This window comes from Amycolatopsis sp. NPDC004169 (genome assembly GCF_040610315.1).
Lineage (GTDB): Bacteria > Actinomycetota > Actinomycetes > Mycobacteriales > Pseudonocardiaceae > Amycolatopsis.
The window spans coordinates 81,568-107,911 of the sequence record NZ_JBEXMD010000036.1; the positions used below are offsets into that span (position 1 = coordinate 81,568).

The window sequence follows — 26,344 nt, forward strand, 5'->3', positions numbered from 1 at the left end:
CCGTTGACAGCCTACGCCGTCTCATGGATAAATGAGCAAATAAACATGAGAGGAGACCACCATGGTCGCCGTGCACCACCGCTTCGCCACCGTCGACGGGCACCGGCTCTTCTACCGGGAGGCCGGCCCCGCCGACGCCCCCACGATCGTGCTGCTCCACGGCTTCCCGACGAGCTCGCACATGTTCCGGCACCTGATCCCGGCGCTGGCCGACCGCTACCACGTCGTCGCGCCGGACTACCTGGGCGCCGGTGCCTCCGATGCCCCGTCCACCAGCGAGTTCACCTACACCTTCGACGCGCTCGCCGAACTCACCCTCGGTCTGCTCGACCAGCTCGGCCTAGGCCGCTTCGCGCTCTACATCCAGGACTTCGGCGCGCCGGTCGGCCTGCGCATCGCGACCGCCCACCCCGATCGGGTGACAGCGATCGTCACCCAGAACGGCAACGCCTACGTCGACGGCCTCGGCGCCGGGCTCCCGCAGAAGCTCGCCGCCGGCACGCTGACCGAGGATGACCTGCGCGGCATGGTCACCCTGGAAGCCACCAAAGCGCAGTACCTCGACGGCGTGCCCGACCCGGCGCTGGTCAGCCCGGACGTCTGGATCCACGACCAGGCGCTGCTGGACCGGCCCGGAGCCGCGGCCATCCAGCAGGCGCTGCTCGCCGACTACCACCACAACGTCGCCCTGTACCCGAAGTTCCACGAGTACTTCCGGACCAGCCGGGTGCCGCTGCTGGCCGTCTGGGGCGGCAACGACGAGATCTTCGTCGCCGACGGCGCCCGCGCCTACGCCCGCGACCTGCCCGACGCCGAGATCCACCTGCTCGATTCCGGCCATTTCGCCCTCGAGACGCACCTGGACGCGATCGCCGGGTACATCCGCGGCTTCCTCGGCCGGGTCCTGCCCGTTGACCGGGACGCCGGTTGACCACCGGCCCGGCCCGCTCGTAGGGTCGGGACGAACTCCGCCGTCGTCATCACCCATGGAGGACGGTATGAGTCGACTGATTCGGGCGGGGGCGATCGCGCTCGCGCTCGCCGCCGCGACGATCACCCCGGCGGCGGCCGCGGACCCGTTGCTGTCGCAGGGAAAACCGGTGACGGCCTCTTCGTCGGGCGGCTGCTGCCCGGCGGCGAACGCGGTGGACGGAAACTCCTCGACCCGGTGGGCCAGCGCGGCCGGTGTCGATCCACAGTGGATTTACGTCGACCTCGGCGCGGCCGTGCACGTCAGCCGGGTCCGGCTGCAGTGGGACGCCTCCTGCGCCACCGCCTACGAGATCGACACCTCGGCCGACCACGTCAGCTGGACGAAGATCTACGCGACGGACGCGGGCAAGGGCGGCGTCGAGGACCTGACGTCGCTGGACGGCACCGGCCGGTACGTCCGGGTGTACGGCACGAAACGCTGCCGCACCGACGCGTCGAAGGGCTACTCGCTGCAGGAGTTCGGCGTCTACGGCTCGGGCGGTGACGTCCAGCCGCCGTCACCGCCCGGCACGCCGACGCTCGTCGGGGTGACGCCGGCCAGCGCCACGATCGAGTGGACCGCCGCGACCGACAACGCCGGCGTCACCGGCTACGACGTCTACCGCGACGGCCAGCTCTGCGCGAGCACGACCGGCGCGCTGACCGCGACCTGCGGCAACCTCAGCCCGAACGGCAGCTACGGCTTCTACGTCAACGCCCGTGACGCGGCAGGCAACGTCTCGCAGGCCAGCGGCACGCTGACGGTGAAGACGCCGCCGTCCGACGACCACACACCGCCGTCCGCGCCGACGGGCGTGCACACCACCGCGGTGAACAGCACGTCGATCGGGCTCGCGTGGACGGCGTCGACCGACGAAGCCGGCGTCGCCGGCTACCGCATCTACAACGGCAGCACCCAGATCGGCACGTCGGACACCACCGGTACCACGCTCGGCGGCCTGACCCCGAACACGACCTACCACCTGCAGGTCCGGGCCTTCGACGCCAACGGCAACCTCAGCGACCCGAGCACGCCTGCCCTGGACGTCACCACCACCGGCGGGTCGACCTGCACGCCGTCGCAGGGTGTCTGCGGCGCCACCCAGGTCGGCACCGACGACGACGTCGTGTGGGGCCTGGTGACCCTGCCGGACGGCACCATCCTCTACAACCAGCGCGACGCGCACGACATCGTCCACCTGAACCCGAAGACCGGCGCCAAGAAGACGATCGGGACCGTGCCGAACGTGCAGAGCACCGACGGCGAAGGCGGCCTGACCGGGCTGGAGATCAACCCGGCGTCGTTCGCTTCGGACCACTGGCTCTACATCATGCACACTTCGGGCAGCGACAACCGGATCGTGCGGATCAAGTACGACCCGGCCGCCGACTCGCTGACCACCAGCACCGAGCAGGTCCTGCTGACCGGCATCGCGCGCAACAAGTTCCACAACGGCGGCCGGCTGCGGTTCAGCCCGGACGGGAAGTACCTGTTCGCGGGCACGGGTGACGCGCAGAACAGCGCCAACGCGCCGAACACCAGCAGCCTCAACGGAAAGGTGCTGCGGATCAACCCGGACGGCTCGATCCCGGCCGACAACCCGTTCCACAACGCGGTGTGGAGCTACGGCCACCGCAACGTCCAGGGCCTGGCGTTCGACTCCCAGGGCCGGTTGTGGGAGCAGGAGTTCGGCAACAGCATCATGGACGAGACGAACCTGATCGTGAAGGGCGGCAACTACGGCTGGCCGTCCTGCGAAGGGACGTCGGGTTCGTGCGACGGGTTCATCGCGCCGAAGAAGACGTACCCGGTGGCGCAGGGCTCCTGCAGCGGGATCACGATCATCCGTGACGCGCTGTACGTGGCCTGCCAGCGCGGGGCGCGGCTCTACCGCGCGGTGATCAGCGGCAGCTCGCTGACCAACTTCCAGACGTTCTTCAACGGCACGTACGGCAGGCTCCGCACGGTCGAGCCCGCGCCGGACGGCCAGATGTGGCTGGCGACCAGCGTGGACGGTGACAAGGACAGCACGCCGCACAACAGCCACAACAAGATCCTGCGGGTGTCGGTGGGCTAGGTCCGGCCGGCACGGTGGTCGGCGGAGCGTGGCACACTTCGTCGACCACTACGCCCGGCAGGGGAGCACCGCGCATGACCGATCGTCCGGCGAGGCGAACGCAGGAGCAACGACGCGCCGAGACCGAGCGGCGCGTGCTGGACGCGGCCATGGCGCTCATCGCGCGCAGCGGGTCACGCGCCGTCACCCTCGCCGAGGTCGGTGAGGCCGCCGGCTACAGCCGCGGCATCGTCTACCACCACTTCGGCAGCCGGGAACGGCTGCTGGAAGCCGTGCTCGACGCGGCGCAGCGGTTCGACGTCCCCGCCTACGACGGGGACGGCCTGGAGCACCTGGTGCGGATCGTCGAGGCGTACCTGCGCAACGTCGTGCGGCGGACGCCGTCCGCGCGTGCCTTCCTGCAGCTGTGGGGCGAGGCGATCGCGGCCGACCCCCTGCTGGCGCCGCTGTTCGCCCGCCGGGACGCCGACTTCCGGCAGCTGCTGGCGGACGTGGTCCGCCAGGGCGTCGCCGACGGGTCCGTCCGGTCCGACGTGCACCCGGCCGCGGCCGCCGTGCTGGTCGTCGCCCTGGTCCGGGGCACCGGGCTGCAGCTCATCGCCCAGCCCCCGGTGCGCAACGTCCCCACTCTCATCCGCGAGGCGACGCGCTCGGTGCGCGCGGCGTTCGCCGTCACGCCGTAGTTTCCGGCCGTGGCCGTCCGGCGCCGTCCGCTGCTACACTTACTTGCGTACATGCACGCAAGTTAGGAGTGGAGATGGCTGTTCCCCTGGTACTCGTGCACGGCAACCCGGAGAACTCAGGCGTGTGGGGACCGCTGATCGCCGCCCTCGGCCGGGACGACGCGGTGACGCTGTCCCCGCCCGGCTTCGGGGTGCCCGCGTCGGACGGCTTCTCCGCCACGGTGGCGGGCTACGGCGAGTGGCTCGCCGCGCGGCTGGAGCAGTTCAAGGAACCGGTCGACCTCGTCGGCCACGACTGGGGCGGCGCGCACGTCGCCCGGATCGCGATGACCCGCCCGGACCTGATCCGCAGCTGGGCCTCGGACGCGCTCGGCCTCTTCGCACCGGACTACGTCTGGCACGCGCGGGCGCAGGTGTGGCAGCAGGAAGGGGCGGGCGAGGCCTCGGTGAAGGAGATCTTCGGCGGCAGCTTCGAGCAGCGGCTGGCGGTCGTCACCGCGCTCGGGATGACCGGCCCGGTCGCGGAACGCGTGGCCGCCGGGATGGACGACGGCATGGGGCGCGCGGTGCTTTCACTGCTGCGGTCGGCCGCCCAGCCCACCATGGCCGAGGCGGGCCGCGACCTCGCGAAGGCGCGGCAGCGGCCCGGGCTGGCCCTGATCGCCCTCGCGGACGTCGACCAGGCCAGCGGAACGCCCGCGCAGCACCGGTTCGCGGGCGAGGCGGCCGGTGCCGAGCTCGCCGAGCTCCCCGGTACCGGGCACTGGTGGCCGGTGACGGACCCGCACCCGGTGGCGCGCGCCCTGACCGCGTTCTGGTCCCGTTTGGACGGTTAGCCGCCGAGCAGACGCGAGAGCGCATCCCGCGCTCTCGCGTCCTTCTCCGCCAACGCGGTGAGCTCCCGGGCGAGCGCCGTCAGCCAGTCGTCGACCGCGGTTTCCTTCCGGCTGATCACCACACCGCGCACCACCTGGTGGATCTCCGCCGCCACCCCGCCGTGCTTCCCGGCGCTCAGCACCAGCACCCGGTCCGGCGTCCGCACCCGCACCGCCGTCGCCTGCCCGTCCCGGCCGGCCACGCGGTCGGCGAACGTGCGGCGCCGGTCGACCTCGACCATCCCCGGCGGCAGCGCGCTGCCCAGCGTCTCCGCCAGGACCCGGTGGTAGGACTCGACGTCCGCGCGGTCCGTGCGCAGGGCCGCCGCCACCAGGTGGAAGTCCAGCTCGCCGCCCATCAGTCGGTCAGGGGCAGCACGAGCTGCGGCTTGGCGATCCGGTGGTCGGCCCGCAACGGCTTCACCGCCGTTCCGATCGCGAAGAACTCCGTCGTGTGGCCGCCCCAGCGGTGCGGCAGCGACAGCAGCTGCACCCCGACGATGCCCTCCGCCTCCAGCTGCTCGGCCTCGGCCTGCATCCGCGACATCGCGAGCTCCCGCGCGTCGTACAGCGCCTCGGTGTACTGCGGGATCTCGACGTTCTGGCCGATGTTGCCCATCTTCTGCAGGAACCGCTGGTGCGCGATGTGGTAGACGCACGTGCCCATCACCATGCCCAGCGGTGCGTAGCCGGCCTGCACCAGCGTCCAGAAGTCCTGTCCGGACAGGTCGCTGGTGAACGGCTTTCCCGTGTTGTTACGCCATTCGCCGGGCTCGTCGGCCTTCACCGCGGTGCCGACGGCGATGAACTCGGCGAGGTCGCTGCCGAACTCCTTGAACTCGATCTCCAGCCGGACCGCGACGATCCCGTCGGCGCCGAGGATGTCCGCCTCCCGCTCCATCCGGGACATCGCGAGCTCGCGCGCGTGGTACATCGCCTGCGAAAGCCGCTCCAGCTCCTGGTTCTCGCTCCACCGTCCCCGCTGGAACCCGACGTGGTAGATGCTCGAGCCGAGCACCAGCCCGAGCGGCCGGAAACCGGCTTCGCGCACGAGGAGGAACTCGTTGACGCTCAGGTCCGAGGTGAACAGGCTGGTGTTCTGCCCGGGCTTCATCTCGGCGAGCCGGCGCATCGCATCCTCGGGGATGTGCTGCGCGGCGGGGTCCGCGGTGGTCACGAAGCCTGGACCGCGACCTCCTGCACCGGCCACGTCCGCAACCGCAGGTCGGAGACGATACTGCCGTCGGCGCCGCAGTCTTGGATCGCGCGGGCGAACTCCGCGCGGGCCGCGGCCCGGACCTGGTTGACGACCCTGGTCGGGGTGTCGACTTCGCGGTTGCCTGCCCAGAAGCCGGTCTGGAGCTGCATGGTGTTGTCGATCCGCCCGCGCGCGGCCACGCCGACCGCGACGCGCACCGGCACCCACCCGGCCTGCATCAGCTTGCCGACGTCCTGGCCCGGCAGGTCGGTGGTGAACAGCCGGCCGGGCCGTTGCGCGGTCTCGGCCCGGACGGCGGTGCCCATCGCCACGAGCTCCTGGGCGGTGCCGTCGAGGGAGGTGGTCGTGAACCGGATGTCGAGCACGCCGTCCGCACCGAGCGCGCTCGCTTCCTCGGTGAGCCGGCCGAGCGCGGTCGCGTAGCCCTCCCGCAACGTGTCCGCCAGCAGCCAGACCTGGTCGGTGGCCCACTGGCTCACCGCGGTCCACCCCACCTGCTGCACGACGCAGCCCATGACCTCGCCGACCGGCGTGAAGCCGGCGGCCTCGGCGCCGACCGCGCCCGGCACGCTCAGCAGCGACGTCTTCGGCCCGGAAGCCTCGAAGCGCTCGATGCGCGCCCGCGCGGCCGGAGGCAGGTCCCGAACGTCCCGCTTGGGCACCGGGTGCCTCCTTCCGTCGCCGCTCTTCCCATCGTGGCACGGATTCGCACCCGGGCGGGGCGAAGCCGGGGGATGTCCGGAAGGTCGAGATCGGCCGGGCCGGGTGCTAGCGCCAGGTGTCGTCGCCGAAGCCGAGGGTCACCGGGCCGCGGCGGATGCCCGCGACCGTCTCCGACGGCAGGACCTCGTCCAGGAACGCGTACTCCGGGCTGCGGGTCCGCGCGTGCCACTGTGCGATCTCGTGCCAGCCCGGTGCGGCCAGCGCGCCGCCGAAGTGCTGGACCGACAGGCTCGCCGTCAGGCAGGCGAACCGGAGGCGCTCGGCCAGCGGCCAGCCGGTCAGCGTCGCGGCCACGAACCCGGCGCCGAACACGTCACCCGCGCCGGTGGCGTCGAGGACGTCGACCGGGAGGGCCGGGACCGCCGCCGTCTCTCCGGTCGTCCCGTCCACCGCCAGCACGCCCTCGCCGCCGCGGGTGATCACCGCGATCGGGACCAGGTCGGCCAGCTTGGCCAGCGCCGCCTCGGGGGTGTCCGTGCGCGTGTAGCGCATCGCCTCGATCTCGTTCGGCAGGAACGCGTGGCAGCACCCCAGCTGCTCCAGCAGCGCCGGCGACCACGCCTCGGACGGGTCCCAGCCGACGTCGGCGAACACCAGGCTGCCCGACTGGTGCGCGGTGTGCACCCACTCGGCCGTGTCGAGGCCGATGTGCGCCACCGTGGCCAGGCTCGACGGCGGCGAGCCGGCGAGCTCGGCGACCGGGACGGGCGGCGGGTGGCCGTGGGTGACCATCGCGCGATCGCCCGCGTAGGCCAGCGACACCGTCACGGGTGAATGCCATTCGGGGAACCGCCGCGACCGCGACAGGTCGATGTGCTCCTGCCGGGCCAGCACGTCCCAGCAGTAGCGCCCGTAGACGTCGGTGCCGAACGCCGCCGCCAGCGACGTCCGCAGGCCGAGCCGGCTCAGCGCGACGGCGAAGTTGGCGATGCCGCCCGGGCCCGAGCCCATGCCGCCCGTCCACACCTCGGTGCCCGGTGCCGGCGGGTGTTCCAGCCCGGTGAACACCAGGTCGAAGAACAGCAGGCCGGACAGGAAGACGTCGACTTCGGGTGCGGGCTCGGCCGGCACAGGCGCCTCCAGGGGATCACGCAGCGGACGGCCCGAGCCTGCGTCAGCCGCGCGAGATTCGCAAGAGCTGAACCGTTTCGACCACGGATTGCGTGCCCCCGGCTGCTAGGGTCGGCGAATGCTGCAAGGTTGTCACCCGATCGGTTCTGGGCGATGAGGCTGGCGATCCTCGGCGGCGGCGGGTTCCGCGTGCCGCTGGTGCACGGGGCGCTGCTCGACGGCGGCGAGGTCACCGAGCTCGTCCTGCACGACGTCGACGCCGGGCGGCTCGCGGCCATCGAGCGGGTGCTGGCCGAGCAGGCCGGCGGCGCGGCGAACGCACCCCGGGTGTCCACCACCACCGACCTGCGCGCCGCGGTGTCCGATGTGGACTTCGTGTTCTCGGCCATCCGGGTCGGCGGCCTGCGCGGCAGGCAGCTGGACGAGCGGATCGCGCACGCGGAAGGCGTGCTGGGCCAGGAAACCGCCGGCGCGGGCGGGATCGCCTACGGCCTGCGGACGGTCCCGGTCGCGGTCGCCCTCGCGCGGCTGGTCGGCGAGCTGGCGCCGCGCGCGTGGGTCATCAACTTCACCAACCCGGCCGGGTTGGTCACCGAAGCGATGGCCGCGCACCTCGGCGGCCGGGTGATCGGCATCTGCGACTCCCCGTCCGGGCTGTGCCGCCGCGTCGCCCGCGCGCTCGGGATCGACGCGTCGGCGGCGAAGTTCGACTACGCCGGGCTCAACCACCTCGGCTGGCTCCGCTCGGTCCGCGTCGGCGGCGAAGACGTCCTGCCGCGGCTGCTCGCCGACCCGGCCGCGTGCGAGTCGTTCGAGGAGGGCAAGCTCTTCGGCGCGGACTGGCTGCGCACGCTCGGCGCGGTCCCCAACGAGTACCTGCACTACTACTACTACTACTTTCCCCACGCGGCCGCGGAGTCACGCGGTGAGTTCCTCCTCGAACAGCAACGGGAGTTCTACGCGGAGCCGTCGCTGGCCTCGTGGGAGCGCACACGCCTGGAGCGCGAAGCGACGTACATGGCCGAGGCGCGCGAAGGCGAGCGCGACGACCTCGAAGGCGGCGGCTACGAGAAGGTCGCGCTGGCCCTGATGCGTGCCCTCGCGCACGGCGAGCGCACGACGCTGATCCTCAACGTCCGCAACGGTTCCACGCTCTCCGGCGTGCCGGGCGACGCGGTCGTGGAAGTCCCGTGCGTGGTCGACGCGGACGGAGCCCGCCCGCTGGCCACGGCCCCGCTGGCGGACCACGCCCTGGGCCTGGTGGCGACGGTGAAGGCGGTCGAGCGTGCGGTGCTCGAAGCGGCGACGACAGGATCCCGGGCGGCGGCGCTGCGGGCGTTCGCCCTGCACCCGCTGGTCGGCTCGGTACCGGTGGGCCGTCGGCTGCTCGACGCCTACGCGGCCGCGCACCCGGAACTCGCCTACCTCGCCTAGGCCACCGCCATCGCGTTGAACTCCGCCTCGGCTTCGCGCTCGGTCTGCAGCTGCCACGCGCGGTCGGCGATGTCGTCCGGGTCGAGCGTGCCCACGGTGAAGCCGTGGTCCTGCGCGGTGAACACGCGGTGGATGTCGCCGCGCTCGATGAGGCCGCCGATGGTCAGGATCCCGGCGTGGACGCCCTCCTCCCGCAGGGCCGCGTGCAGCGTGAGCACGTACATCCGCAGCGCCGCCGACGCCGGGGCGAGGCTGCCGAGCATCGGCATCGGGTGCTTACCGCTCAGGCCGCCCGCGAACAGCAAGGAACCCGAGCCGCGTTCCCGGAAGCCCGGCAGCACGGCTTCGACCAGGTTCGCCGCCGGGGCCACGATCGAATCGAACGTCGCGCGCAGCGTGCCCGCGCCGGCTTCGGTGAGCGGGGTGATGCCCGGGCCTGCCGTGGCGTCGGCCGGCCCGAAGTACACCGTGTCGATCTCGCCGGCGTCGGCCTTGATGCGGCCCAGCACGGCACGGACCTGGTCCGGGTCGGTCACGTCCGCCGTGTAGGTGAGGGAGTCGATGCCGGCGAGCGACGCACGGTAACCCGCGTGCCGGGCGTCGGTGCGGGAAACCAGCGCCGTCGTGAAGCCTTCGCGGCCGAAGCGGTGGGCGATCGACAAGCCGAGCCCGGGGCCGACGCCCAGGACGGCGAGCACTTTCGGCAAGGGAACCTCCTCAAGTTGAGTACGTCCTCAACTTATCCACAAGTTGAGGGTGGCGTCAACTTTCTCTGGATGTCCACAAGGGATGGTGGATGAACGGCACGAGAACGCGTTTCCGTTTGTGATGACGTTCGACATTTTGCCGGAAGGGTGCAACGCAGTGACCGCTGCCGGCGCGCGGACCCCGAGGAGGTGCCGGTGAACTGGCGCTGCTGGCGCCTGCGCCGAACGCCGGTTCACATTGCCGCCACCGGCCGAGCCGTGTCGAGGGGGACTGCTCCACTTGGGTAGAACCTGTTCCAGTTTATCGGCGCGCCGGAGACCATGGCCCTCGCTGTTCCCGCGAGCGAGGAGTCGCCATGGATGCCGACCTGACCCGCCGTCAGCTCCTCCGCGGCGGCGCCGCCGGGATGGGCCTCGCCGTCACCGCCGGGCTCGCCGCGCCGGCCGCCGCTGCCGCCGCGCCGGCGGCCGAGTACGACGTCGTCGTGGTCGGCTCCGGTGCGGCCGGCATGACCGCCGCCCTGACCGCGGCCAAGCGCGGGCTGAGCGTCGTCGTGCTCGAGAAGGCGCCGACGTTCGGCGGGTCGGCGGCCCGCTCCGGCGCCGGCATCTGGATCCCCAACAACCAGGTGCTGCTCGCCGCCGGCGTGCCGGACACGCCCGCCAAGGCCGCGCAGTACCTCGCCGCCGTCGTCGGGCCGGACGTGCCGGCCGCGCGGCAGGAGGCGTTCCTGCGCAACGGCCCGGCGATGATCTCCTTCGTGCTGGCCAACAGCCCGCTGCGGTTCCGGTTCATGGAGGGCTACAGCGACTACTACCCGGAGCTGCCGGGCGGGCTGCCGAACGGCCGCTCGATCGAGCCGGACCAGTTCGACGGGAACCTGCTGGGTGCCGAGCTGGCCAACCTGAACCCGCCCTACCTCGCCACGCCGGCCGGGCTCGTCGTCTTCAGCGCCGACTACAAGTGGCTGAACCTCGCCCTGGTGAACGCCAAGGGCGCCGCGGTCGCCGCCGAGTGCCTGGCCCGCGGCACGGCCGCCGCGCTGGCCGGGCAGAAGCCGCTCACCATGGGGCAGTCGCTCGCCGCCGGCCTGCGCGTGGGCCTGCAGCGCGCGAACGTCCCGGTGCTGCTGAACACGCCGCTCGTCGACCTCAACGTGGAAAACGGCGCGGTGACCGGCGTGGTGACCGGCGTGGTGACGCCGAACGGGCTGGTCCGGGCGCGGCGCGGCGTGATCGTCGGCTCGGGCGGGTTCGAGCACAACGCGGCGATGCGCGCGCAGTATCAGCGGCAGCCGATCGGCACCGATTGGACGGTCGGGGCGAAGGAGAACACCGGTGACGGCCACCGCGCCGGGCTGCGGGCCGGCGCCGCCCTCGACCTGATGGACGACGCCTGGTGGGGCCCGGCCATCCCGACCCCGGGCGACCCGTACTTCTGCCTGGCCGAGCGGACCCTGCCCGGCGGGCTGATCGTGAACCAGGCCGGGCAGCGGTTCGTCAACGAAGCCGCGCCCTACAGCGACGTCGTGCACACCATGTACGACAAGAACCCGGCGGCGCCGGACATCCCGGCGTGGCTGGTCGTCGACCAGAACTACCGCAACCGGTACCTGTTCCGCGACATCGCGCCGCTGTTGCCGTTCCCGGACGCCTGGTACGCCGCGGGCGCGGTCTTCAAGTCCTCGACCGTCCAGGGCCTCGCGACGCAGATCGGCGTGCCTGCCGCCACCTTGAAGTCCACTGTGGACCGGTTCAACGGCTTTGCCCGGTCCGGTGTGGACACCGAGTTCAGCCGCGGCGCCAGCGCGTACGACCACTACTACACGGACCCGTCGGTGACGCCGAACTCCTGCCTGGCCCAGCTGCGGACGGCGCCGTACTACGCGCTGCGCCTGGTCCCCGGCGACCTCGGCACGAAGGGCGGCATGCGCACGGACGCCCGCGCCCGGGTGCTGCGCCCGGACGGCTCGGTGATCCCGGGCCTGTACGCGGCGGGCAACGCGAGCGCGGCGGTGATGGGCCACAGCTACGCCGGCGCCGGGTCGACGATCGGCCCGGCGATGACCTTCGGCTACATCGCCGGGAACGACGTCTAGAACTCCTTTTCCACCAGCGGGAGCACTTCGGTGCCGAGCAGTTCGATGGCCCGCATGACCTCGGCGTGCGGGACACCGGACCAGTCCATCTGCATGGCGTACCGGTCCGCGCCGGTGAGCTTGCCGACCGAGATCAGGCGTTCGGCGATCTCCTGCGGGCTGCCGACGAACAGCGCGTTCGCGTCGCGGGTGAATGAGTCGTACTCGGCGCGGGTCGGGACCGCCCAGCCGCGGGCGCGGGCGCCGTACTTCATCGTCTCGAGCCAGTACGGGTAGAACGTTTCCTTGGCGTCCTGGGACTTCTCGGCGATGAAGCCGATCGCGCCCATGGTGACGTGCAGGTCCTGCTGTTCACCCGCTTCCCCGGCGCGGCGGTAGAGGTCGACCAGCGGGGCGAAGCGCTCGGGCTGCCCGCCGATCACCGCGTAGACGACCGGCAGGCCGAGCAGGCCGGCGCGGATCGACGACTCGGGGTTGCCGCCGGTGCCGACCGAGATGCGCAGGTGCTCGCCGTACGGCCGGGGCAGGATCCGCGCGTTCTCCAGCGGCGGCCGGAACTTGCCGGACCAGGTCAGCGGGTCCTCGCGGTCGATGTGCAGCAGCAGGGCGAGCTTCTCCTCGAACAGCTCGTCGTAGTCGCCGAGGTCGTTGCCGAACAGCGGGAACGACTCGGTGAACGACCCGCGCCCGGCGAGCAGCTCGGCGCGGCCGTGGCTGAGCTGGTCGAGCGTGGTGAACTGCTGGTAGAGGCGGACCGGGTCCTCGGTGCTCAGCACAGTGACGGCGGAGCTGAGGGTGATCTGGTTCGTCACGCTCGCGGCGGCGGCCAGCACGGTCCCGGGGTTCGAGATGGCGTACTGGTCGAGGTGGTGCTCGCCGAGGCCGTAGAAGCCGAGGCCCAGCTCGTCGGCGAGCTTGATCCGCTCGAGCGTGTTGGCCAGCGTCTGCGCGACGGACGGCTGGTCGCCCGTGCGCGGGTCCGGCGCGCGGTCACCGAAGCTGTAGATGCCGAGTTTCATACAACGCTCAACTATCTCGGGGTCGGATTCGTTCCCCGGGCCTTCGTGCCTCAGCCGAACCGGGCCTGGATGGCCTCGAGGTTCTTCTCCGACAGCTGCAGCGCGGCGTCGCGGAGACTGAGGCCGTCGAGGGTGGCGACCTCGAAAATGCCGGTCACCAGGGCGCGCATCCGGGTGCGGACCTTGCCGAAGGCTTCTTCGGCGTCCGCGCCGACGTCGCCGAACAGCGTCCACCACCACCACGAGTTGGTCGCCGAGTTGGCGACGAAGTCGGGGACGACGCGGATGCCGCGGGCGTCGAGGAGCTCTTCGGCGTCCGGCGTGACCGGCAGGTTCGCGGCCTCGACGATCAGCTCGGCGCCGATCTTGGCCTGGTTGTCGGCGTCGACGCAGTAGGAGATCGCGGCCGGCACCAGCACCTCGGCGGGCACGTCGAGCCAGGCTTCCGGTGGCAGCAGCTCGTCGCCGGGCTTGAGGTTGTCGCGGTCGATGCCGCCGAAGCGGTCGCGGTGCCGGAGCAGGTTCTCGACGTCGAGCCCGTCCGGGTTGGCGACCACCCCGCGGACGTCCGAGACACCCGACGACGCGCAACCCGGCGTCGGCGAGGAAGCGGGCGGTAGCGCCGCCCATCGCGCCGAAGCCCTGCAGCACGACCCGGTTGTCCTGGTGTTCGAGGCCGAGCATTTCGAGCCCGGTGAGCGTGGCCTGCGCGACGCCGAGGCCGCCGACGAGCTCGTCGAGCCCGAGCCCGCCCACCTCGATCCGGCAGGCGTCGGCCAGCCGGGCGGTCGCCTCTTCGCGGTCTTCGAGCAGCCGGTAGACGGCCTGCACCGGGCTGAGCAGGCCGATCTCGGCGATGACGCCGTCGATGACGTCCTGCCGCAGGCCGAGGTCCTCGCCCATGGTCCAGTACTGCTCGATGAGCGGCCGCATGGCGTGCAGGTACCGGGCGACGACGTCGCGGGCGCGTTCGTCGTGGGGGTCGAAGTCGATGCCGCCCTTGGCGCCGCCGAGGGGGATGTAGCGGCCGTCGGGGTCGTAGTTGAGGCCCTCCTTGAGGGTCATGCCGCGGGCCAGGCCGCGGACTTCGAACAGCGAGCACCCGCGGCGCATCCTCAGGCCCCCGCTGGCGACGCCGCGCACGAGCCGGTCGATCACCAGGTACCCGCGGCACCCGGTGACGGGGTCGGTCCACGCCACTTCGAGCAAGGCTGTTCCGCTCATCGCCCCTCCTGATCCCCCGGTCGACATCCGAGCTCGTGCGCCAAGGCCTGGGCAACCCACCGCTCACAGTCCCCGGCGGTGACGGTCCCTTCCCGCGCGACGACCTGAACGGCGAGCCCGTCGAGAAGAGCGGTCAGCCGCCAGGCGGCGCCGCGAGGATCGGGGCACCGGAAAACCCCGGCGCCGACCCCTTCCGCGATCAAGGCGACCACGGCATCCCGCCACCGGAGATCAAGCCGCTGCAGCACGGCCCGCAGGGACGGATCCCGCAAGGCGGCGGCCCCGGCTTCGATCCACAGAGGCCAGTTGTCGTGTTTCGCGGGGGCGTAGAGAGCGAGGACGGCGCGGAGCCGCTGGTCGGGGGAGCCGCCTTTGGCGAGTTCGTGGTCCAGCTTGCCGAGTTCGTGTTCGGCGGCCTGCCGGAAGGCTTCGATGACGAGCGTTTCGAGGGTCCCGAAGTGGTAGAAGATCAGCGCGGTGCTGATGTCGAGGGAGTGGGCGACATCGGCGGCCCGAACACCGGCAATGCCCCGGGAGCGGATTTGCGCAAGGGCGGCCCGCACAATCTCCTCCCGCCGCACGGCAACGGCCTTCCGCATCATGCGGTCACCGTACCGAGGGTGTGGGTGCTGGGGGAGGCGCCGAATGTGGGGTAGTCGGCCTGTGCGGACAGTCAGGAGTGCAGGTCAGGGGATGTGCGGTCGCGGGGGTGGCGGGGGCGGTGATCGAGGGTGCTGCGGCATCGGCCCGGTGGGGAGGCACTCGCGGGGGGCGGGGGACCGGGCGGTGACGGGAAGGCTGCGGGCGGAAGGCGCAGGCTCGGCTGGGGGAGACACCCGTGGGGAAGGCGGGGGCTGGCTGGCCGGTGCGCGGCGCGGAGGGAGCCGGTTGGTGGTGGGTCGAAAGGGCTGCGGGCAGAGGCGACAAGTCGGCGACAGTCGGGAATCGGGGCGCTCGGGTGGAGATCCGCGGCTGCCGAGGATTGACTGCAGCCGGGCGGCCGATGCCGGGGTTGGCTGGTGCGAGTTCTGGCGGCCGGGTGCCTGCCGGTGCGGGGATGGGTGGGTCGGACGCTTCTGCCGGGCCCGGGTCGGCTGGTGAGAGAGGGCTGCTGGGAAGTTCTGCTGGGGGTCGGGGGCACCGGGGGCTGGGACCGGTTGGTTGGGCAGGGGCTGCTGGTCCCCGGGGAGCTGGGGAAGTCCTGCTGGTGCCCGGAACCGGTCCGGGAAAATCCTGCTGGGGGCGGGCCCGGCGGTAGCCGGTGCGCTGGCGGCCGGGGCGGCCCCGTGCCGATGCCGGGAGCCGCGTGCGGCTCCCGGCGCTCCGGCCCTCGGGTCAGGCCTTCCACTCCGGGTTGCGGCCCAGGTACCGCAGCAGCGTCGCCGCTGCGTTGTCCGACGGGGATGTCTCCAGCGCCGGCGCGTAGGCGAAGCCTCGCAGGGGCTCGGCCAGCTGCCGGGCCACCGGCAGGAGCTCTGCCGCCAGCTCTGGGGTCAGCGGGGACTTCTGGCCCGTTGCCACCGCGATGTCCCACGCGTGGACCGCCGCGTCCAGTGCTGCCGCTCCTACCGCCACCTCGGCCGGGAGTGCTCCCTGCGGCAACGGTGTCGGGACCGCCGCCGCGCCGACCGGGACCGTGGCGAATGCCGAGGACGCCGCGGACAGGGTCGGCTCCAGGAACTCCGCCGGCGGGGTCGGCAGGGTGCCTGAGGGGGCGAACGGGTTGAAGTCCGGGCCGCCCGTTCCGGTGATCGCTGCCGCGTAGCCGAGCTGGTCTCCCGCTGCGTGCTGGAGGACCTGGGTCACGTTCCACTCCGTGCACGGGGTCGGAGCCGCCCAGTCCGTCACGCCCGCCAGCACCGATCGCAGGGCCTCGTGCGCCGACTCCAGGAGCGGCCACGCCGTACCGCGGTTCAAGCGAGCGAAGAACTTGCGGATGTCGGCGACCAGGACCTCCGTGGCTTCGTGCGCCGCGTAGTGGCCCGCCGCGTCGCGGGGGCCGCCCGAGCTCGATGTCACGTCGTAGCTGTTCCAGCTGACGATGTTCGCGTGGTCGCGCTCGGCGAAGCGGCGGATCGACTGGAAGTCGCCCGCGAACATCGCCAGGGCCGTCGGGACCGTGGTCGGGCCCTCCGGGTGGGACGTCGCCTTCGCGTTCTCGTAGTAGAAGCGGATCGACGAGCCGCCGGTGCGGGTCAGCCAGTACAGCGCCACGTTCGCCACCACGAACTCCGGGTCCAGGTGCTCGCCGAACAGCTGGGCGTTCCACGCCAGCAGGCCCAGCGGCGAGTCCGTCAGCGCGAACGCCAGCGTGTGCGGCTGCTGGCTGTGCAGGATGTTGAACGAGAACATGTTCTCCGAGAACCACTGCAGGTGCGCGAGCGCGGCCTGGTCGGCTTCGCTCAGGTCCGCCATCTCGGCCGGGTCGCCCGAGGGGAACGAGAACAGCTGCGTGACGTGCACCCCGACGACCTTCTCCGGCACGAGCCGCCCGATCTCCGGCGAGATCATCGATCCGCCGTCGTTGCCCACCGCGCCGTACTTCTCGTAACCCAGCCGGCTCATCAGCTCGGCCCACGCCGCCGCCGTGCGCCGGGTGCCCCAGCCCGCCGAGCGGGTCGGGCCCGAGAAACCGAAGCCCGGCAGGGACGGGATGACCAGGTGGAACGCCGGCTCCCCGGCCGACGCCGGCTCGGTCAGCGGGCCGATCACGTCCAGGTACTCCACGATCGAGCCCGGCCACCCGTGCGTCAGCACCAGCGGCGTCGCGTCCGCCCGCGACGAGCGGACGTGCAGGAAGTGGATCTCCTCGCCGTCGATCTCCGTGACGAACTGCGGGTACGCGTTGAGCCGCGCCTCGAACGCCCGCCAGTCGAACTTCTCCAGCCAGTACTCGGCCAGCGCGCGGACCCGCTCGTTCGTGACGCCGTACTCGGCGGGCAGCTCGTCCGGCCACAGCGCCCCGCGCAGGCGGTTCTCCAGGTCCGCGAGGGCGGCCTGCGGGATCTCGACGCGGAACGGGCGGAGGGCGGGGACCGTCATGATGAGCTCCTCGGAGAGTGGAACGGAATGCTTCGTTCCGAACTCTAGCAGACCGGAACGATCCGTTCCAGTGGTAATCTCGGCGGATGCGCGAGACAGACACCGCGGCCCTGCCCGGCCGCCGCGGCCAGGCCGCCCGCAACAACATCGTCATCCTCGACGCCGCCCGGCACGTCTTCCTCGGCGATCCGAAGGCGCCGATCTCGCAGGTCGCCGAGCGGGCCGGTGTCGGCATCAGCGCGCTCTACCGCCGCTACCCGAGCAAGGAAGCCTTGCTCCGCCACATCTGCCACGACGGGCTCCTGCTCTACATCGGCGAAGCCGAGTACGCCGCGGAGGAGAAGGACGGCTGGGACGCGCTGACCAAGTTCCTCACCCGGGTCGTCGAAGCCGACGTCCACTCGCTGACCGTCCACCTGGCCGGCACGTTCACCCCCACGCCCGAGATGGGCCGGGACGCGCAGCGCGCGGGCGAGCTGACGCGGAAGCTGGTCGAGCGCGCGCACGAAAGCGGCCGCCTGCGGCCGGACGTGGTCACCGAAGACATCGGCATGATCCTCGAATGCTGCGCCGCCATCCGCGTCGACGACCCCGACCGCACCTCACAGCTGCGCCACCGGTACCTCGGCCTGCTCGTCGAAGGGTTGTCCGCGAAAGGGCCGGATCTGCCGGGCCCGCCGCCGCAGCCGGGTGAGATGAACGGCCGCTGGCGTCCCTCCTGACGGCGGTGCCGCGACGCGTCCGGATGGCGGTAACGAATTCTCCGAGCGCGACGACTGATCAGCGTCGGCTGTCCAGAAAAGACCCCAATGCACCATCAGTCAGAGCGGCATTCCCCGGACCGGAACAGCGAGATGACGACTATGCGAAGAAGCTGGCGAAGGACCACGATCCTGTCCTCGGTGGCCGCACTGGCCACGGCGTTCATCGCCATTGCCCCTGCCGCGCAGGCGGATACGCCCACCAGTTCCGTCGAAGTCAGTCCCACCACGGTGCTTCCGGGACAGACGTTCACGATCACGCAAACCATTCACAACCCCACCGATTTCACGGTGACTTTCGCGAAGGGCGCCATTTACGGCACCCCGACCGCCATCGTCGACGTCGTCGACATCGTGTCCTGCACGAACACGACGGCGGTCGGCTGTTTCCAGGCCGGCAGCAGTTACCGCGCCGCGTTCGGCGACCTCGAGGCGGGCGGCACGAAGACCACGGTGTGGACGTTGCGCGTCAAGGACACCGCGGCCCCCGGCCAGTTCACGCTGCAGCACCAGTTCGTCGGTGACAACTACTCCTTCGAAACGCTCGACGGCCCCGTGATCACCGTCGCCGAGCCGGCCACGCAGGCCGACGTCAAGGTCGCGCTGGGCGCCACCGGGCGCGGCGGGCTGAACGCGCGCATCGACTACACCGTCACCGTGACGAACACCGGTCCGGCCACCGCGACCGGAACCCGGGTGGTGGCCACGTATCCCGCGGGTCTGTCGTTCGCCTCCGGCACCGGCTGCGCGCACGTCGCCGGCACCCGGACCGTGAACTGTGACGTCGCTTCGCTGGCCAGTGGCGCTTCGGAGACGCCGAAGTTCTCGGTCAACGGCGGCCTGCTCGCGCTCGGTTCGTACACCACGACGGCGGTGCGGACGGCGAGCTCGCCGACGGATCCCAACCCCGCCAACGACAGCGCGTCGAAGACGTGCTCGGCGCTCACCGGGCTCATCGTGACCTGCTAAGAGGTTCTTTTCGGGGGTTCCGGGTGGCGGAGCCCCCGGCCCGGGGCGAAGCCCCGGATGTCACAGGTCCCGAGAGGTGAACCGGGCTCGTGTCCTCCGCCAGGGACGCGGGCCCGGTTCGCGTTTCATCCCGTGACCGACGCGTACAGCTTCGCGATGTCGTCGTCGAAATACGCGCTGTAGGAAACGTCCGGGGTGTCGCCGCCGAGCTGGTAACCGCCGATCACGCCGATGACTTCGCCGCCGGTCACCCACGGCCCGCCGCTGGTTCCGTCCGGGAAACCGGGGCAGGCGACGCGCAGCTGATAAGTGTCGGAACGGGTGGTGTTCCCGGCGCAAACCACCGGGGAATCGGTCGTGTCGGGGTAGCCCGTGAGGGTGATCCGGTGCTCGAAACCGCGGTTCGTGCCGAGCGCGTTCGCGCCGGTGAGGCTTTCCAGCGAAGCCGGGTTTCCGGTCTGCCCGACGGTCAGGAACGCGAAATCCAGATCCGGGTCCGCCGAGGATTTCCAGCCGTCGGCGACGGCCACCGAGGTCACCGTCCACATGCCGAACGGCGCGACGCCGTCGTGGTAGCCCGGGGCGAAGCTCATCCCGTCCCGCACGCAGTGCGCGGCGGTGAGCACGAGGTCGCCGGCCGCCGAGTGCACGACGCTCGCCGAGCAGAAGTGACTGCCGCCCGCGAACAGCGCCCCGACCGCCGAAGCGGCGGCGGGCGCGGGAGCCGCGGGAGCGGCCGAAGGTGTGACAGGAGCGGCGGATGTGGTGGTGACCGGGGCCGGCTCGCCCGCGGCGTAGGCGTCGTCGGCGGTCGTGCCGGTGCCGAGGACCAGCCCGGTCCCCATGACCAGCAACGCCGCCGCGGCCGTCAGCGCGGTGCGGGGAAGATCGATCGCCACCACTTCAGATCACCACAGCCGCGGCGCTTCCGCAGTGTGCGCGGCCGGATGCACAGCGACCTCATAGCGCCCGCACAGCGCCGCACAGGCAACACCGAAGGCGCGGTCCGAGGGCACGGCGGCAGTTAGCCTCGGGACCATGACGGCATCGGTCACCTCGCCCGACGGGACGGTCATCGGCTTCGAGACCCTCGGTGACGGCCCGCCGCTGGTCCTCGTTCACGGCACCGGCGCGGACCACACGCGCTGGGCCGCGGTGCAGGACCGGCTCGCCCGCCGCTACCGCCTGCACCTCGTCGACCGCCGCGGCCGTGGCCTCAGCCGTGCCGAAGCACCCGCCTACGACTTCCGGCGCGAAGGCGAGGACATCGCCGCCGTCGCCGAAGCCGCGGGGGGAGACGTCTACCTCGTCGCCCATTCCTACGGCGCCCTGTGCGCGCTGGAAGCCGTCCGGCACACGACGGCGGTCCGGCGGCTGGTGGCCTACGAACCGCCGCGGCCGGCGCCGGGCGGGGCCGTCGTGGGCCCGGCCGCGCGCAGCCGGATGCGGGCCGCGGAAAACCCCGAGGAGATCCTCGAAATCTTCCTGCGGGAGGCCCTCCGGCTCCCGGAAGAAGCCATCGAGGCGATGCGCGCGACGCCGGTCTGGCCCGCCCGGGTCGCCGCCGCGCCGACGATCCCGCGTGAGCTGGACGTCGTCGAGCGCATGGTGTTCGACGAGCGGCTCGCCGAGATCGCCGTCCCGGTCCGGCTGTTCGCGGGCACGGAAAGCCCCTCCTACCTGCGGTCGGCCGCCCACGCGGTCGCGGAGCTGGTTCCCGGGGCCAACGTCGTGCCGCTGCGCGGCCAGGCCCACCAGGCCATGGACTTCGACCCGGACCAGTTCACCGAGGCGGTGTTCGCGTTCGATCCGGCTTGAGGCCACGGCGGTGGGCCCAGGCCGCGACTTCGGTGCGGTTCGCCAGGCCCAGCTTGGCCAGCACGCTGCGGACGTGGCTTTCCACCGTGCGTTCGGACAGCACCAGCCGGTGGGCGATCTGGCGGTTGCTCAGTGCGTCGGCCACCAGCGCGACGATCTCCCGTTCGCGGCCGGTCAGCGGGTCGGCGTCGGTGCGGATGCGGTCCAGCAGCGCGGTGGCGTCGCGGACCCAGCCGGGCATGCCGAGCCGCCGGGCTTCGTCGGCGGCCTGCCGGGCCGGGGTTTCCGCGCGGGCCGGCTCGCCGAGCACGGCCAGTCCGGCCGCCAGCCGCACGCGGTTGTGCACGACGTACGGCCGGGCGCCGAGCCGCGTGTCCCAGGCGATCGCCTCTTCGAACAGCGTCACGGCTTCGGCGTGCCGCCCGAGGAGCGCGGCCAGGCGGCCGGCCCAGCTGCTGGAGCAGTCGCTGCAGAACGTGCCCGCCCCGCCCGACCCGACCGGTGACGTGCCGGCCAGCCGTTTGGCGAGCCACTCCGCCGTTTCGACGTCCTCGAACGCCTCCAGCAGCGGCAGGAGGTTCGGCGCGATGCCCGGGGCCTGGCCGATGAAGTCGGGGTCGCGCAGGCGGGGCCGCAGGGCGTCGTACGCCGCCCGCGCCTCGTCTCGGCGGCCGGTGACCAGGGCGCAGAGCGGCCGCGAGATGACCGTGATGGGCAACGGCGGGGCGATCGCCAGGAGCTCGTCGTAGCCGTCGGGCAGCTCGGCCGGGTCGCCGACGACCTCGGCCAGCTGCTGCGCGAAGGCGAACGACATCCCGACCGCGGACCGGTCCTCGGCCAGTTCCGCTTCGGCGAGCTCCCACGCCAGGCGGTTGTGCTCGCGGGCTTCGGCGAACGCGCCGCGGTAGGCCGCGACCGAGGCCCGCAGCCGCAGCTCGTGCCAGCGCACGAGCGGCAGCCGGGTGGTCGCCGCCAGCGCCGAGATCGCCGCCAGCTCAGCGTCGACGACCGGGACGGTGCCGACTTCGAACGCCGCGTCCAGCCGCCACTTGTGACCCCACAGCGCCACCAGCGGCCGTCCGGTGCCGCCCAGCTCCACGGCGAGCGTGCCGAGCCGCAGCCGCTCGGGCAGCGGCAGCTCGAACGGGCGGATCTTCATCCGGGCGCGGACCGCGTCGAGCAGTGCCTCCTGGTCGCCGGACCGCTCGGCCAGCGCCAGTGCCTCGTCGGCGGTCCCGACGGCTTCGGTCGCCCGGCCGTAGTCGGCGGTCACGGCCGCCGACTGGGCCAGCAGCTTCGCGCGGACAGCCGGGTCCGCGCCGGGCCCGACCGCCGCCAGCGCGGCCGCCGCGAGCTCGGCCAGCTCCGGCAGTAGGTCGGGCGCCGAGGTGTCCCGGACGACGAGCGCCGCCGCGGCGACGAGCGCCGGGTCGGACGTCGCCGCCGCGGCCTCGCGCGCATGGCCGAGACTGCGGGCGAACCGGCCCGCCCGGTACTCCGCGGTGGCCAGGTCGACGAGCAGGGCGGCGAGCCCGTCGCGGGGGCCCGCGCGGCGGCGGCAGTCGAGCGCGAGGCCGAGGAACCGGGCGGCTTCGGTGAAGGCGAGCGAGCGGGTGGCGTCCCGTGCCGCCGCTTCGGCCCAGTCCGCGGCCCTGGCCAGTGCGTCCGGGGTCGCCGCGGCCCGCAGCCAGTGCCCGGCCACCACCCCCGGCTCGGCCCGGTGCTCCAGCGCGGTCGCCGTCCGGGCGTGCAGCTGTTCGCGGACGCCCTGGTCGAGGTCGGCGTAGATGCCGTCGCGCACGACGGCGTGGGCGAACCGCCGCGAGCCGGCGACGGCGGGCCGCAGCACGCCGGCGCGCACCGCCCCGTCGAGCGCCGCGACGACCTCGCCGTCCGGCCGTCCGGCGACCTCGGCGACGACGTGCGCGTCGACCTCCTCGCCGAGCACCGAGGCGATCGCCAGCAGCTCCCGCGTCCCGGCGTCCAGCCCGGCCACGGTGGTGCGGACGAGGTGGTGCAGCTCGGCCTCGCCGCCGCCGGTCGCCGAGGACCGGGCGACCGCCTTGAGGTAGAGCGGGTTCCCGCCCGAGCGCCGGAGCGCGTCGACGGCGTCCACGCCCGCCCGGCCGACTTCGGCGAGGTAGGCGCGGACGTCGGGCTCGGTCAGCGGCGCCAGGCGCAGGCTCTCCGTTCCCGGCCGCCCGAGCAGCTCGGGCAGGGCGTCGAAGAGCGGGCCGGCCGCGCCGGTGTCCCGGTAGGTCGCCACCACGGCGAGCCGTGACCGGCGGATTTCCCCGGCCAGGTGCCGCAGCAGGCGCAGCGACGCCTCGTCGGCCCAGTGGACGTCCTCGAGGACGACGACCAGTCCGGCCGGCTCGGCCGCCGCGACCAGCGCGTCGGCCGCCACCGCGACGAACCGGAAGCGGGCCGCGACCAGGTCGGCGCCGTCGCGGGCGTCGAGGTCGGCCAACGCCCGGTCGACCTCCGCGTCCGCCGACGGCAGCGCCCGCAGCACCCGCCGCCACGGCCACAGCGGCGGGGCACCGGGGTCGTCGACGCACCGGCCCCAGACCGCGGCCGGGCCGGTGACCGCCTCGGCCAGCCGGGTCTTGCCGATCCCGGCCGGGCCGCCGACGAGCACCAGCGCGCCGGTGCCGCCGTCCGCCGCCGCGAGCCACGCGCGCAGGTCGGCCACGGCATCGGCCCGCCCGACGAACGGCTCGCTGCGCGTCACCCGAGCAGTATCCCCTCCGTGCCCGGTTTCCGTGCCGGTCTCCGTACTGGCACTGATGTCCGGAACGCCGGCCGCGGCGAGAGTGACTCCCAACGCCGTGACCAGCGAAAAGGAGCACCTCATGCACGCCACCATCCACCAGTACCGCAGTCCGCTGGGGACGCACGACCTCGCCGAGGGCGCCCTCGGCGCCGCCACGCTCACCCAGCTGGGCGGCCAGGCCGGCGCCGTCGTCACCTTCTGGCCGGACGCCGTGGCGGCGGGGGAGGCCGCCGCCCGGCGGCCCGCCGGGACCACCTGGCTCGACACCGGCGTCTACCGGGTCGCCGACGTGCAGTCGGCGTCGGACGCGGCCGTCTACGCCCAGGTCACCTGGTTCGACGGGCCGCGCGGCGCCGAGCAGTCGGCCGCCGAGCAGCGCGCCGGCCGCGAGCGCATCTGGCCCGCCGTCCGGGACATCGAGGGCATCGGCACGACCTACGCCCTGCTCGCCGAAGACCGGTCACTGGTCGTCATCGGGTTCACCGCGTCGCTGGCGACGGTCGAAGCCGTCCAGCAGGCGATCATGGCCACCGAGCTGCTGCCCGGCGAGGACCCCGCGCTGCTGCCCGGCCCGGACCGGGTCGACCTGCACCGCGTGCAGCACGCCGCCCTGCCGGCCCCGGCGGGTGCGCGATGAGCCCGCACACCGCGGCCGCGCTGCGCGCCGGCACCTGGACCGTCCGCAGTGGACGGACGACGGCGGCCTTCGAGGTCCGCAACTTCGGCGTCAACCGCGTCCGCGGCACGATCGGCGTCCGCACCGGCACCGTCGAGGTGCGCGACGGCGCGGTGACCGCCGTCGACGCGGAGCTGGACCTCGGGACGCTCGACACGCAGAACGAGCGCCGCGACCTCGACCTGCGCAAGCCGAACCTGCTCGACAGCGCCGCCCGGCCGGTCATGACCTTCACCGCCACCGGCGCGCGCCGGCAGGACGACGGCTGGGAAGTGACCGGCGAGCTGCGGCTGCGCGGGACGTCGTGCCCGCTGACGCTGACCGTCGAGCGGGTCACCGGCACCCGCGTGCGGGCGACCGGGACGCTGGACCGGGCCCCGCTCGGCATGCGCGTGCCGCGCGCGGTGATCGGCCGGTACGTGCGGATCGACGTCGAGGCGGAGTTCGAGCCGCCTAGCTGAGGTCCTTGGGCAGCAGGGCGGTCGCCGGATCGGGGGCGGCGGCCACCCTGGGCCGCCGGTCGCGGAAGATCCAGCCGCCGACGATGCCGCCCACGAAGCCGAACAGGTGGCCCTGCCAGCTGACCCCTTCGTCGGTGGGCAGCAGGGAGGTGAACGTGTAGGCGAAGCACAACGCCATCACGAGCCCGAGCACGATGTCGATCGGGTGCCGGTCGAACAGCCCCCGCACGATGACGTAGCCGAAGTAGCCGAAGAGCAGGCCGCTGGCGCCGACGGTGACGGTGTTCGAGGGCGTGATGAACCAGACGCCGAGACCGCTGGCGACGATGATCAGCAGGCTCACGCCGAGCCACTTCTTCACCCCGCGGTAGGCGGCGAGGAAGCCGAAGACGAACAGCGGTCCCGAGTTGGCCTCGATGTGCATCCAGCTGGCGTGCATGAACGGCGAGGTCAGGATGTCCGGCAGCGACGAGGGGTCCCGCGGTTCGATGCCGAGCTCGCGGCTGAGGTCGTAGCCTTCGACGGCGTTGACGATCTGCACGAGCCACATCACCACGAGCAGGGCGACCATCGCCCACAGTGCCTTCTTGGCCTCGGCGATCATCAGTTCGGCGTCGCTGCGGGCCGGTCCCTCGCTCATTTCGTCCCCCCGTGTTCGGTTCGCGCGCCCGAGAATAGCCGCCGCGGGCGCGCCGGGAAGCGTTTCGGACCCAGCCGTGACCTGGCAGGGTGGGGGACATGACGTCGTCAAACCGGCCGGGGACGGTCTTCCGCGGCCGCCGCATGCCCGCCGACCGCGCCCTGGTCATGGCCATCGTGAACCGGACACCGGACTCGTTCTACGACAAGGGCGCAACGTTCGCCGACACGGCGGCCATCGAAGCGGTGGACCGAGCGGTCGCGGCCGGCGCGGACATCGTCGACATCGGCGGCGTCAAGGCGGGCGAGGGCCCCGACGTCGACGTCGACGAGGAGAGCCGCAGGGTGGTGCCGTTCGTGGCGGAGGTCCGCCGCCGCCACCCCCAGCTGGTGATCAGCGTGGACACGTGGCGCCACGAGGTGGGGCGCCAGGTCTGCGAAGCGGGAGCCGACCTGCTGAACGACACCTGGGCGGGAGCGGACCCGAAGCTGGTCGAGGTGGCCGCGGAGTTCGGAGCGGGATACGTGTGTTCCCACGTCGGAGGCATGCCGCTGCGCACGGACCCGTACCCGGCACCGACCCCGGAGAGACCGTTCTGGCCTCACTATGAAGACGTAGTCGCAGAGGTGACAGCGGAGCTGACAGAGGCGGCTTCCCGCACGGCGGCGGCCGGGGTACCACCCGAAGGAATCTTGATCGACCCGACATTCGACTTCGGCAAGAGCACCCGCCACGGCCTGGAGCTCCTACGCCACTTCGACCGCCTGGTGGAGACGGGCTGGCCGGTACTGGTGGCCCTGTCGAACAAGGACCTGATCGGCGAAACCCTGGACGTAGAGGCAAAGGACCGCCTACCGGGAACCCTGGCGGCAACGGCCATAGCGGCCAAGGCAGGAGCAGCGGTGTTCCGAGCACACAACGTGAGGGAAACAAGAGAAGCGGTGGAAGCGGTAGCAACCCACACAAAGCAGCTGGGTGGTCATCCCGTCGCCTGAGGCCGTCAAATCACTTTGAGCCGGGCCCGCAACCGAGAGCGCGAAGTGGGGTCACTACGCAAGCTTGCGGGCCCGGCTCAAAGTGATAGGCCTCAATCAGGC

General features: G+C 72.4%; 25 protein-coding genes and 1 pseudogene. 12 read left to right on the forward strand and 14 right to left on the reverse strand.

The features are described from left to right. Positions 1-61 precede the first annotated feature (61 nt). The 4 genes from ABZX11_RS36025 (at position 62) to ABZX11_RS36040 (ending at position 4,569) form a co-directional block, all read left to right on the forward strand. Positions 62-931, forward strand: a complete 870-nt coding sequence (locus ABZX11_RS36025) for an alpha/beta hydrolase (RefSeq protein ID WP_354921740.1) — start codon at positions 62-64, stop codon at positions 929-931. 67 nt (positions 932-998) lie between these two features. Then, positions 999-3,050 (forward strand): PQQ-dependent sugar dehydrogenase, encoded by a 2,052-nt coding sequence (locus tag ABZX11_RS36030; RefSeq protein WP_354921743.1) that lies wholly within the window; start codon positions 999-1,001, stop codon positions 3,048-3,050. Between the two features lie 74 nt (positions 3,051-3,124). Beyond that, entirely contained in the window at positions 3,125-3,733 is a 609-nt protein-coding gene (locus tag ABZX11_RS36035; protein ID WP_176172729.1) for a TetR/AcrR family transcriptional regulator, read from the forward strand. Positions 3,734-3,807: 74 nt separating this feature from the next. Then, entirely contained in the window at positions 3,808-4,569 is a 762-nt protein-coding gene (locus ABZX11_RS36040; protein ID WP_354921746.1) for an alpha/beta hydrolase, read from the forward strand. Here ABZX11_RS36040 and ABZX11_RS36045 read toward each other — a convergent pair. From ABZX11_RS36045 to ABZX11_RS36060, 4 genes are all read right to left on the reverse strand, one after another. After that, on the reverse strand, positions 4,566-4,967 hold the full coding sequence (locus tag ABZX11_RS36045) for a hypothetical protein (RefSeq protein ID WP_354921749.1): 402 nt from the start codon (positions 4,965-4,967) through the stop codon (positions 4,566-4,568). The two genes, ABZX11_RS36040 and ABZX11_RS36045, sit on opposite strands and share 4 nt — an antisense overlap. Then, positions 4,967-5,785 carry a heavy metal-binding domain-containing protein gene (locus ABZX11_RS36050; RefSeq protein ID WP_354921752.1) on the reverse strand — a complete coding sequence of 273 codons (819 nt, stop codon included), beginning with the start codon at positions 5,783-5,785 and terminating at the stop codon, positions 4,967-4,969. Before ABZX11_RS36050 ends, ABZX11_RS36045 begins: the two co-directional genes overlap by 1 nt. Continuing rightward, positions 5,782-6,489: a heavy metal-binding domain-containing protein gene (locus ABZX11_RS36055; RefSeq protein WP_354921754.1), complete on the reverse strand. Its 708-nt coding sequence runs from the start codon at positions 6,487-6,489 to the stop codon at positions 5,782-5,784. The genes ABZX11_RS36050 and ABZX11_RS36055 overlap by 4 nt, the downstream gene beginning before the upstream one ends. Before the next feature lie 106 nt (positions 6,490-6,595). Next, a complete protein-coding gene (locus tag ABZX11_RS36060; RefSeq protein ID WP_354921757.1) occupies positions 6,596-7,621 on the reverse strand; it encodes a carbohydrate kinase family protein in 1,026 nt (341 codons plus the stop codon). A 153-nt stretch (positions 7,622-7,774) separates the two neighbouring features. Between ABZX11_RS36060 and ABZX11_RS36065 the strand changes: the two genes are divergently transcribed. After that, entirely contained in the window at positions 7,775-9,055 is a 1,281-nt protein-coding gene (locus ABZX11_RS36065) for a 6-phospho-beta-glucosidase (protein ID WP_354921760.1), read from the forward strand. Here the strand turns inward: ABZX11_RS36065 and ABZX11_RS36070 are convergent. Next, the gene (locus tag ABZX11_RS36070; RefSeq protein ID WP_354921811.1) at positions 9,052-9,753 is read right to left on the reverse strand and encodes an SDR family NAD(P)-dependent oxidoreductase; all 702 of its coding nucleotides are present in this window, start codon (positions 9,751-9,753) and stop codon (positions 9,052-9,054) included. The two genes, ABZX11_RS36065 and ABZX11_RS36070, sit on opposite strands and share 4 nt — an antisense overlap. A gap of 365 nt (positions 9,754-10,118) precedes the next feature. On the opposite strand from ABZX11_RS36070, the gene kstD reads away from it, so the two are divergent. Then, on the forward strand, positions 10,119-11,861 hold the full coding sequence (kstD, locus tag ABZX11_RS36075; RefSeq protein ID WP_354921763.1) for a 3-oxosteroid 1-dehydrogenase: 1,743 nt from the start codon (positions 10,119-10,121) through the stop codon (positions 11,859-11,861). Here kstD and ABZX11_RS36080 read toward each other — a convergent pair. From ABZX11_RS36080 to ABZX11_RS36100, 5 genes and pseudogenes are all read right to left on the reverse strand, one after another. Further along, positions 11,858-12,880: an LLM class flavin-dependent oxidoreductase gene (locus ABZX11_RS36080; RefSeq protein WP_354921814.1), complete on the reverse strand. Its 1,023-nt coding sequence runs from the start codon at positions 12,878-12,880 to the stop codon at positions 11,858-11,860. The genes kstD and ABZX11_RS36080 overlap by 4 nt on opposite strands. 50 nt (positions 12,881-12,930) lie before the next feature. After that, positions 12,931-13,437 carry a hypothetical protein gene (locus ABZX11_RS36085; protein WP_354921817.1) on the reverse strand — a complete coding sequence of 169 codons (507 nt, stop codon included), beginning with the start codon at positions 13,435-13,437 and terminating at the stop codon, positions 12,931-12,933. Between the two features lie 370 nt (positions 13,438-13,807). After that, positions 13,808-14,131: pseudogene (locus ABZX11_RS36090) on the reverse strand (Glu/Leu/Phe/Val dehydrogenase dimerization domain-containing protein); the annotation flags it as partial. Then, positions 14,101-14,706 (reverse strand): TetR/AcrR family transcriptional regulator, encoded by a 606-nt coding sequence (locus ABZX11_RS36095; protein WP_176172719.1) that lies wholly within the window; start codon positions 14,704-14,706, stop codon positions 14,101-14,103. The gene ABZX11_RS36095 and the pseudogene ABZX11_RS36090, both read right to left, overlap by 31 nt. Positions 14,707-15,439: 733 nt before the next feature. After that, entirely contained in the window at positions 15,440-17,146 is a 1,707-nt protein-coding gene (locus ABZX11_RS36100; RefSeq protein ID WP_354921766.1) for a TIGR03086 family metal-binding protein, read from the reverse strand. Positions 17,147-17,232: 86 nt separating this feature from the next. Here ABZX11_RS36100 and ABZX11_RS36105 point away from each other — a divergent pair, with 86 nt between their 5' ends. Further along, entirely contained in the window at positions 17,233-17,868 is a 636-nt protein-coding gene (locus ABZX11_RS36105; protein ID WP_354921769.1) for a helix-turn-helix domain-containing protein, read from the forward strand. A gap of 95 nt (positions 17,869-17,963) precedes the next feature. Here ABZX11_RS36105 and ABZX11_RS36110 read toward each other — a convergent pair whose 3' ends face one another. Beyond that, positions 17,964-18,167 carry a hypothetical protein gene (locus tag ABZX11_RS36110; protein ID WP_254896961.1) on the reverse strand — a complete coding sequence of 68 codons (204 nt, stop codon included), beginning with the start codon at positions 18,165-18,167 and terminating at the stop codon, positions 17,964-17,966. Between the two features lie 31 nt (positions 18,168-18,198). Here ABZX11_RS36110 and ABZX11_RS36115 point away from each other — a divergent pair, with 31 nt between their 5' ends. Continuing rightward, complete coding sequence (locus tag ABZX11_RS36115; RefSeq protein ID WP_354921772.1) at positions 18,199-18,876, forward strand: DUF11 domain-containing protein; 678 nt, start codon at positions 18,199-18,201, stop codon at positions 18,874-18,876. Positions 18,877-19,001: 125 nt separating this feature from the next. Here the strand turns inward: ABZX11_RS36115 and ABZX11_RS36120 are convergent, their stop codons facing one another. After that, on the reverse strand, positions 19,002-19,778 hold the full coding sequence (locus ABZX11_RS36120) for a trypsin-like peptidase domain-containing protein (protein ID WP_354921775.1): 777 nt from the start codon (positions 19,776-19,778) through the stop codon (positions 19,002-19,004). Between the two features lie 136 nt (positions 19,779-19,914). Here ABZX11_RS36120 and ABZX11_RS36125 point away from each other — a divergent pair, with 136 nt between their 5' ends. Next, positions 19,915-20,694 (forward strand): alpha/beta hydrolase, encoded by a 780-nt coding sequence (locus ABZX11_RS36125; RefSeq protein ID WP_354921778.1) that lies wholly within the window; start codon positions 19,915-19,917, stop codon positions 20,692-20,694. Here the strand turns inward: ABZX11_RS36125 and ABZX11_RS36130 are convergent. Then, complete coding sequence (locus ABZX11_RS36130; RefSeq protein WP_354921781.1) at positions 20,660-23,428, reverse strand: AAA family ATPase; 2,769 nt, start codon at positions 23,426-23,428, stop codon at positions 20,660-20,662. The two genes, ABZX11_RS36125 and ABZX11_RS36130, sit on opposite strands and share 35 nt — an antisense overlap. 121 nt (positions 23,429-23,549) lie before the next feature. Here ABZX11_RS36130 and ABZX11_RS36135 point away from each other — a divergent pair, with 121 nt between their 5' ends. Continuing rightward, on the forward strand, positions 23,550-24,107 hold the full coding sequence (locus ABZX11_RS36135) for a hypothetical protein (protein ID WP_354921784.1): 558 nt from the start codon (positions 23,550-23,552) through the stop codon (positions 24,105-24,107). After that, complete coding sequence (locus tag ABZX11_RS36140; protein WP_354921787.1) at positions 24,104-24,607, forward strand: YceI family protein; 504 nt, start codon at positions 24,104-24,106, stop codon at positions 24,605-24,607. The genes ABZX11_RS36135 and ABZX11_RS36140 overlap by 4 nt, the downstream gene beginning before the upstream one ends. On the opposite strand, the gene ABZX11_RS36145 is transcribed toward ABZX11_RS36140, so the two are convergent. Next, entirely contained in the window at positions 24,600-25,247 is a 648-nt protein-coding gene (locus ABZX11_RS36145) for a rhomboid family intramembrane serine protease (RefSeq protein ID WP_354921790.1), read from the reverse strand. The genes ABZX11_RS36140 and ABZX11_RS36145 overlap by 8 nt on opposite strands. Positions 25,248-25,390: 143 nt before the next feature. Between ABZX11_RS36145 and folP the strand changes: the two genes are divergently transcribed. Further along, positions 25,391-26,242 (forward strand): dihydropteroate synthase, encoded by an 852-nt coding sequence (folP, locus tag ABZX11_RS36150; protein ID WP_354921793.1) that lies wholly within the window; start codon positions 25,391-25,393, stop codon positions 26,240-26,242. Positions 26,243-26,344: the final 102 nt, after the last annotated feature.

Coding starts and splice junctions, on each gene's coding strand:
- ABZX11_RS36140 (WP_354921787.1), top strand. CDS start 24,104: ATGAGCCCGCACACCGCGGCCGCGCTGCGCGCCGGCACCTGGACCGTC.
- ABZX11_RS36095 (WP_176172719.1), bottom strand. CDS start 14,706: ATGATGCGGAAGGCCGTTGCCGTGCGGCGGGAGGAGATTGTGCGGGCC.
- ABZX11_RS36135 (WP_354921784.1), top strand. CDS start 23,550: ATGCACGCCACCATCCACCAGTACCGCAGTCCGCTGGGGACGCACGAC.
- ABZX11_RS36105 (WP_354921769.1), top strand. CDS start 17,233: ATGCGCGAGACAGACACCGCGGCCCTGCCCGGCCGCCGCGGCCAGGCC.
- kstD (WP_354921763.1), top strand. CDS start 10,119: ATGGATGCCGACCTGACCCGCCGTCAGCTCCTCCGCGGCGGCGCCGCC.
- ABZX11_RS36080 (WP_354921814.1), bottom strand. CDS start 12,880: ATGAAACTCGGCATCTACAGCTTCGGTGACCGCGCGCCGGACCCGCGC.
- ABZX11_RS36145 (WP_354921790.1), bottom strand. CDS start 25,247: ATGAGCGAGGGACCGGCCCGCAGCGACGCCGAACTGATGATCGCCGAG.
- ABZX11_RS36065 (WP_354921760.1), top strand. CDS start 7,775: ATGAGGCTGGCGATCCTCGGCGGCGGCGGGTTCCGCGTGCCGCTGGTG.
- ABZX11_RS36025 (WP_354921740.1), top strand. CDS start 62: ATGGTCGCCGTGCACCACCGCTTCGCCACCGTCGACGGGCACCGGCTC.
- ABZX11_RS36100 (WP_354921766.1), bottom strand. CDS start 17,146: ATGACGGTCCCCGCCCTCCGCCCGTTCCGCGTCGAGATCCCGCAGGCC.
- ABZX11_RS36040 (WP_354921746.1), top strand. CDS start 3,808: ATGGCTGTTCCCCTGGTACTCGTGCACGGCAACCCGGAGAACTCAGGC.
- ABZX11_RS36035 (WP_176172729.1), top strand. CDS start 3,125: ATGACCGATCGTCCGGCGAGGCGAACGCAGGAGCAACGACGCGCCGAG.
- folP (WP_354921793.1), top strand. CDS start 25,391: ATGCCCGCCGACCGCGCCCTGGTCATGGCCATCGTGAACCGGACACCG.
- ABZX11_RS36125 (WP_354921778.1), top strand. CDS start 19,915: ATGACGGCATCGGTCACCTCGCCCGACGGGACGGTCATCGGCTTCGAG.
- ABZX11_RS36045 (WP_354921749.1), bottom strand. CDS start 4,967: ATGGGCGGCGAGCTGGACTTCCACCTGGTGGCGGCGGCCCTGCGCACG.
- ABZX11_RS36030 (WP_354921743.1), top strand. CDS start 999: ATGAGTCGACTGATTCGGGCGGGGGCGATCGCGCTCGCGCTCGCCGCC.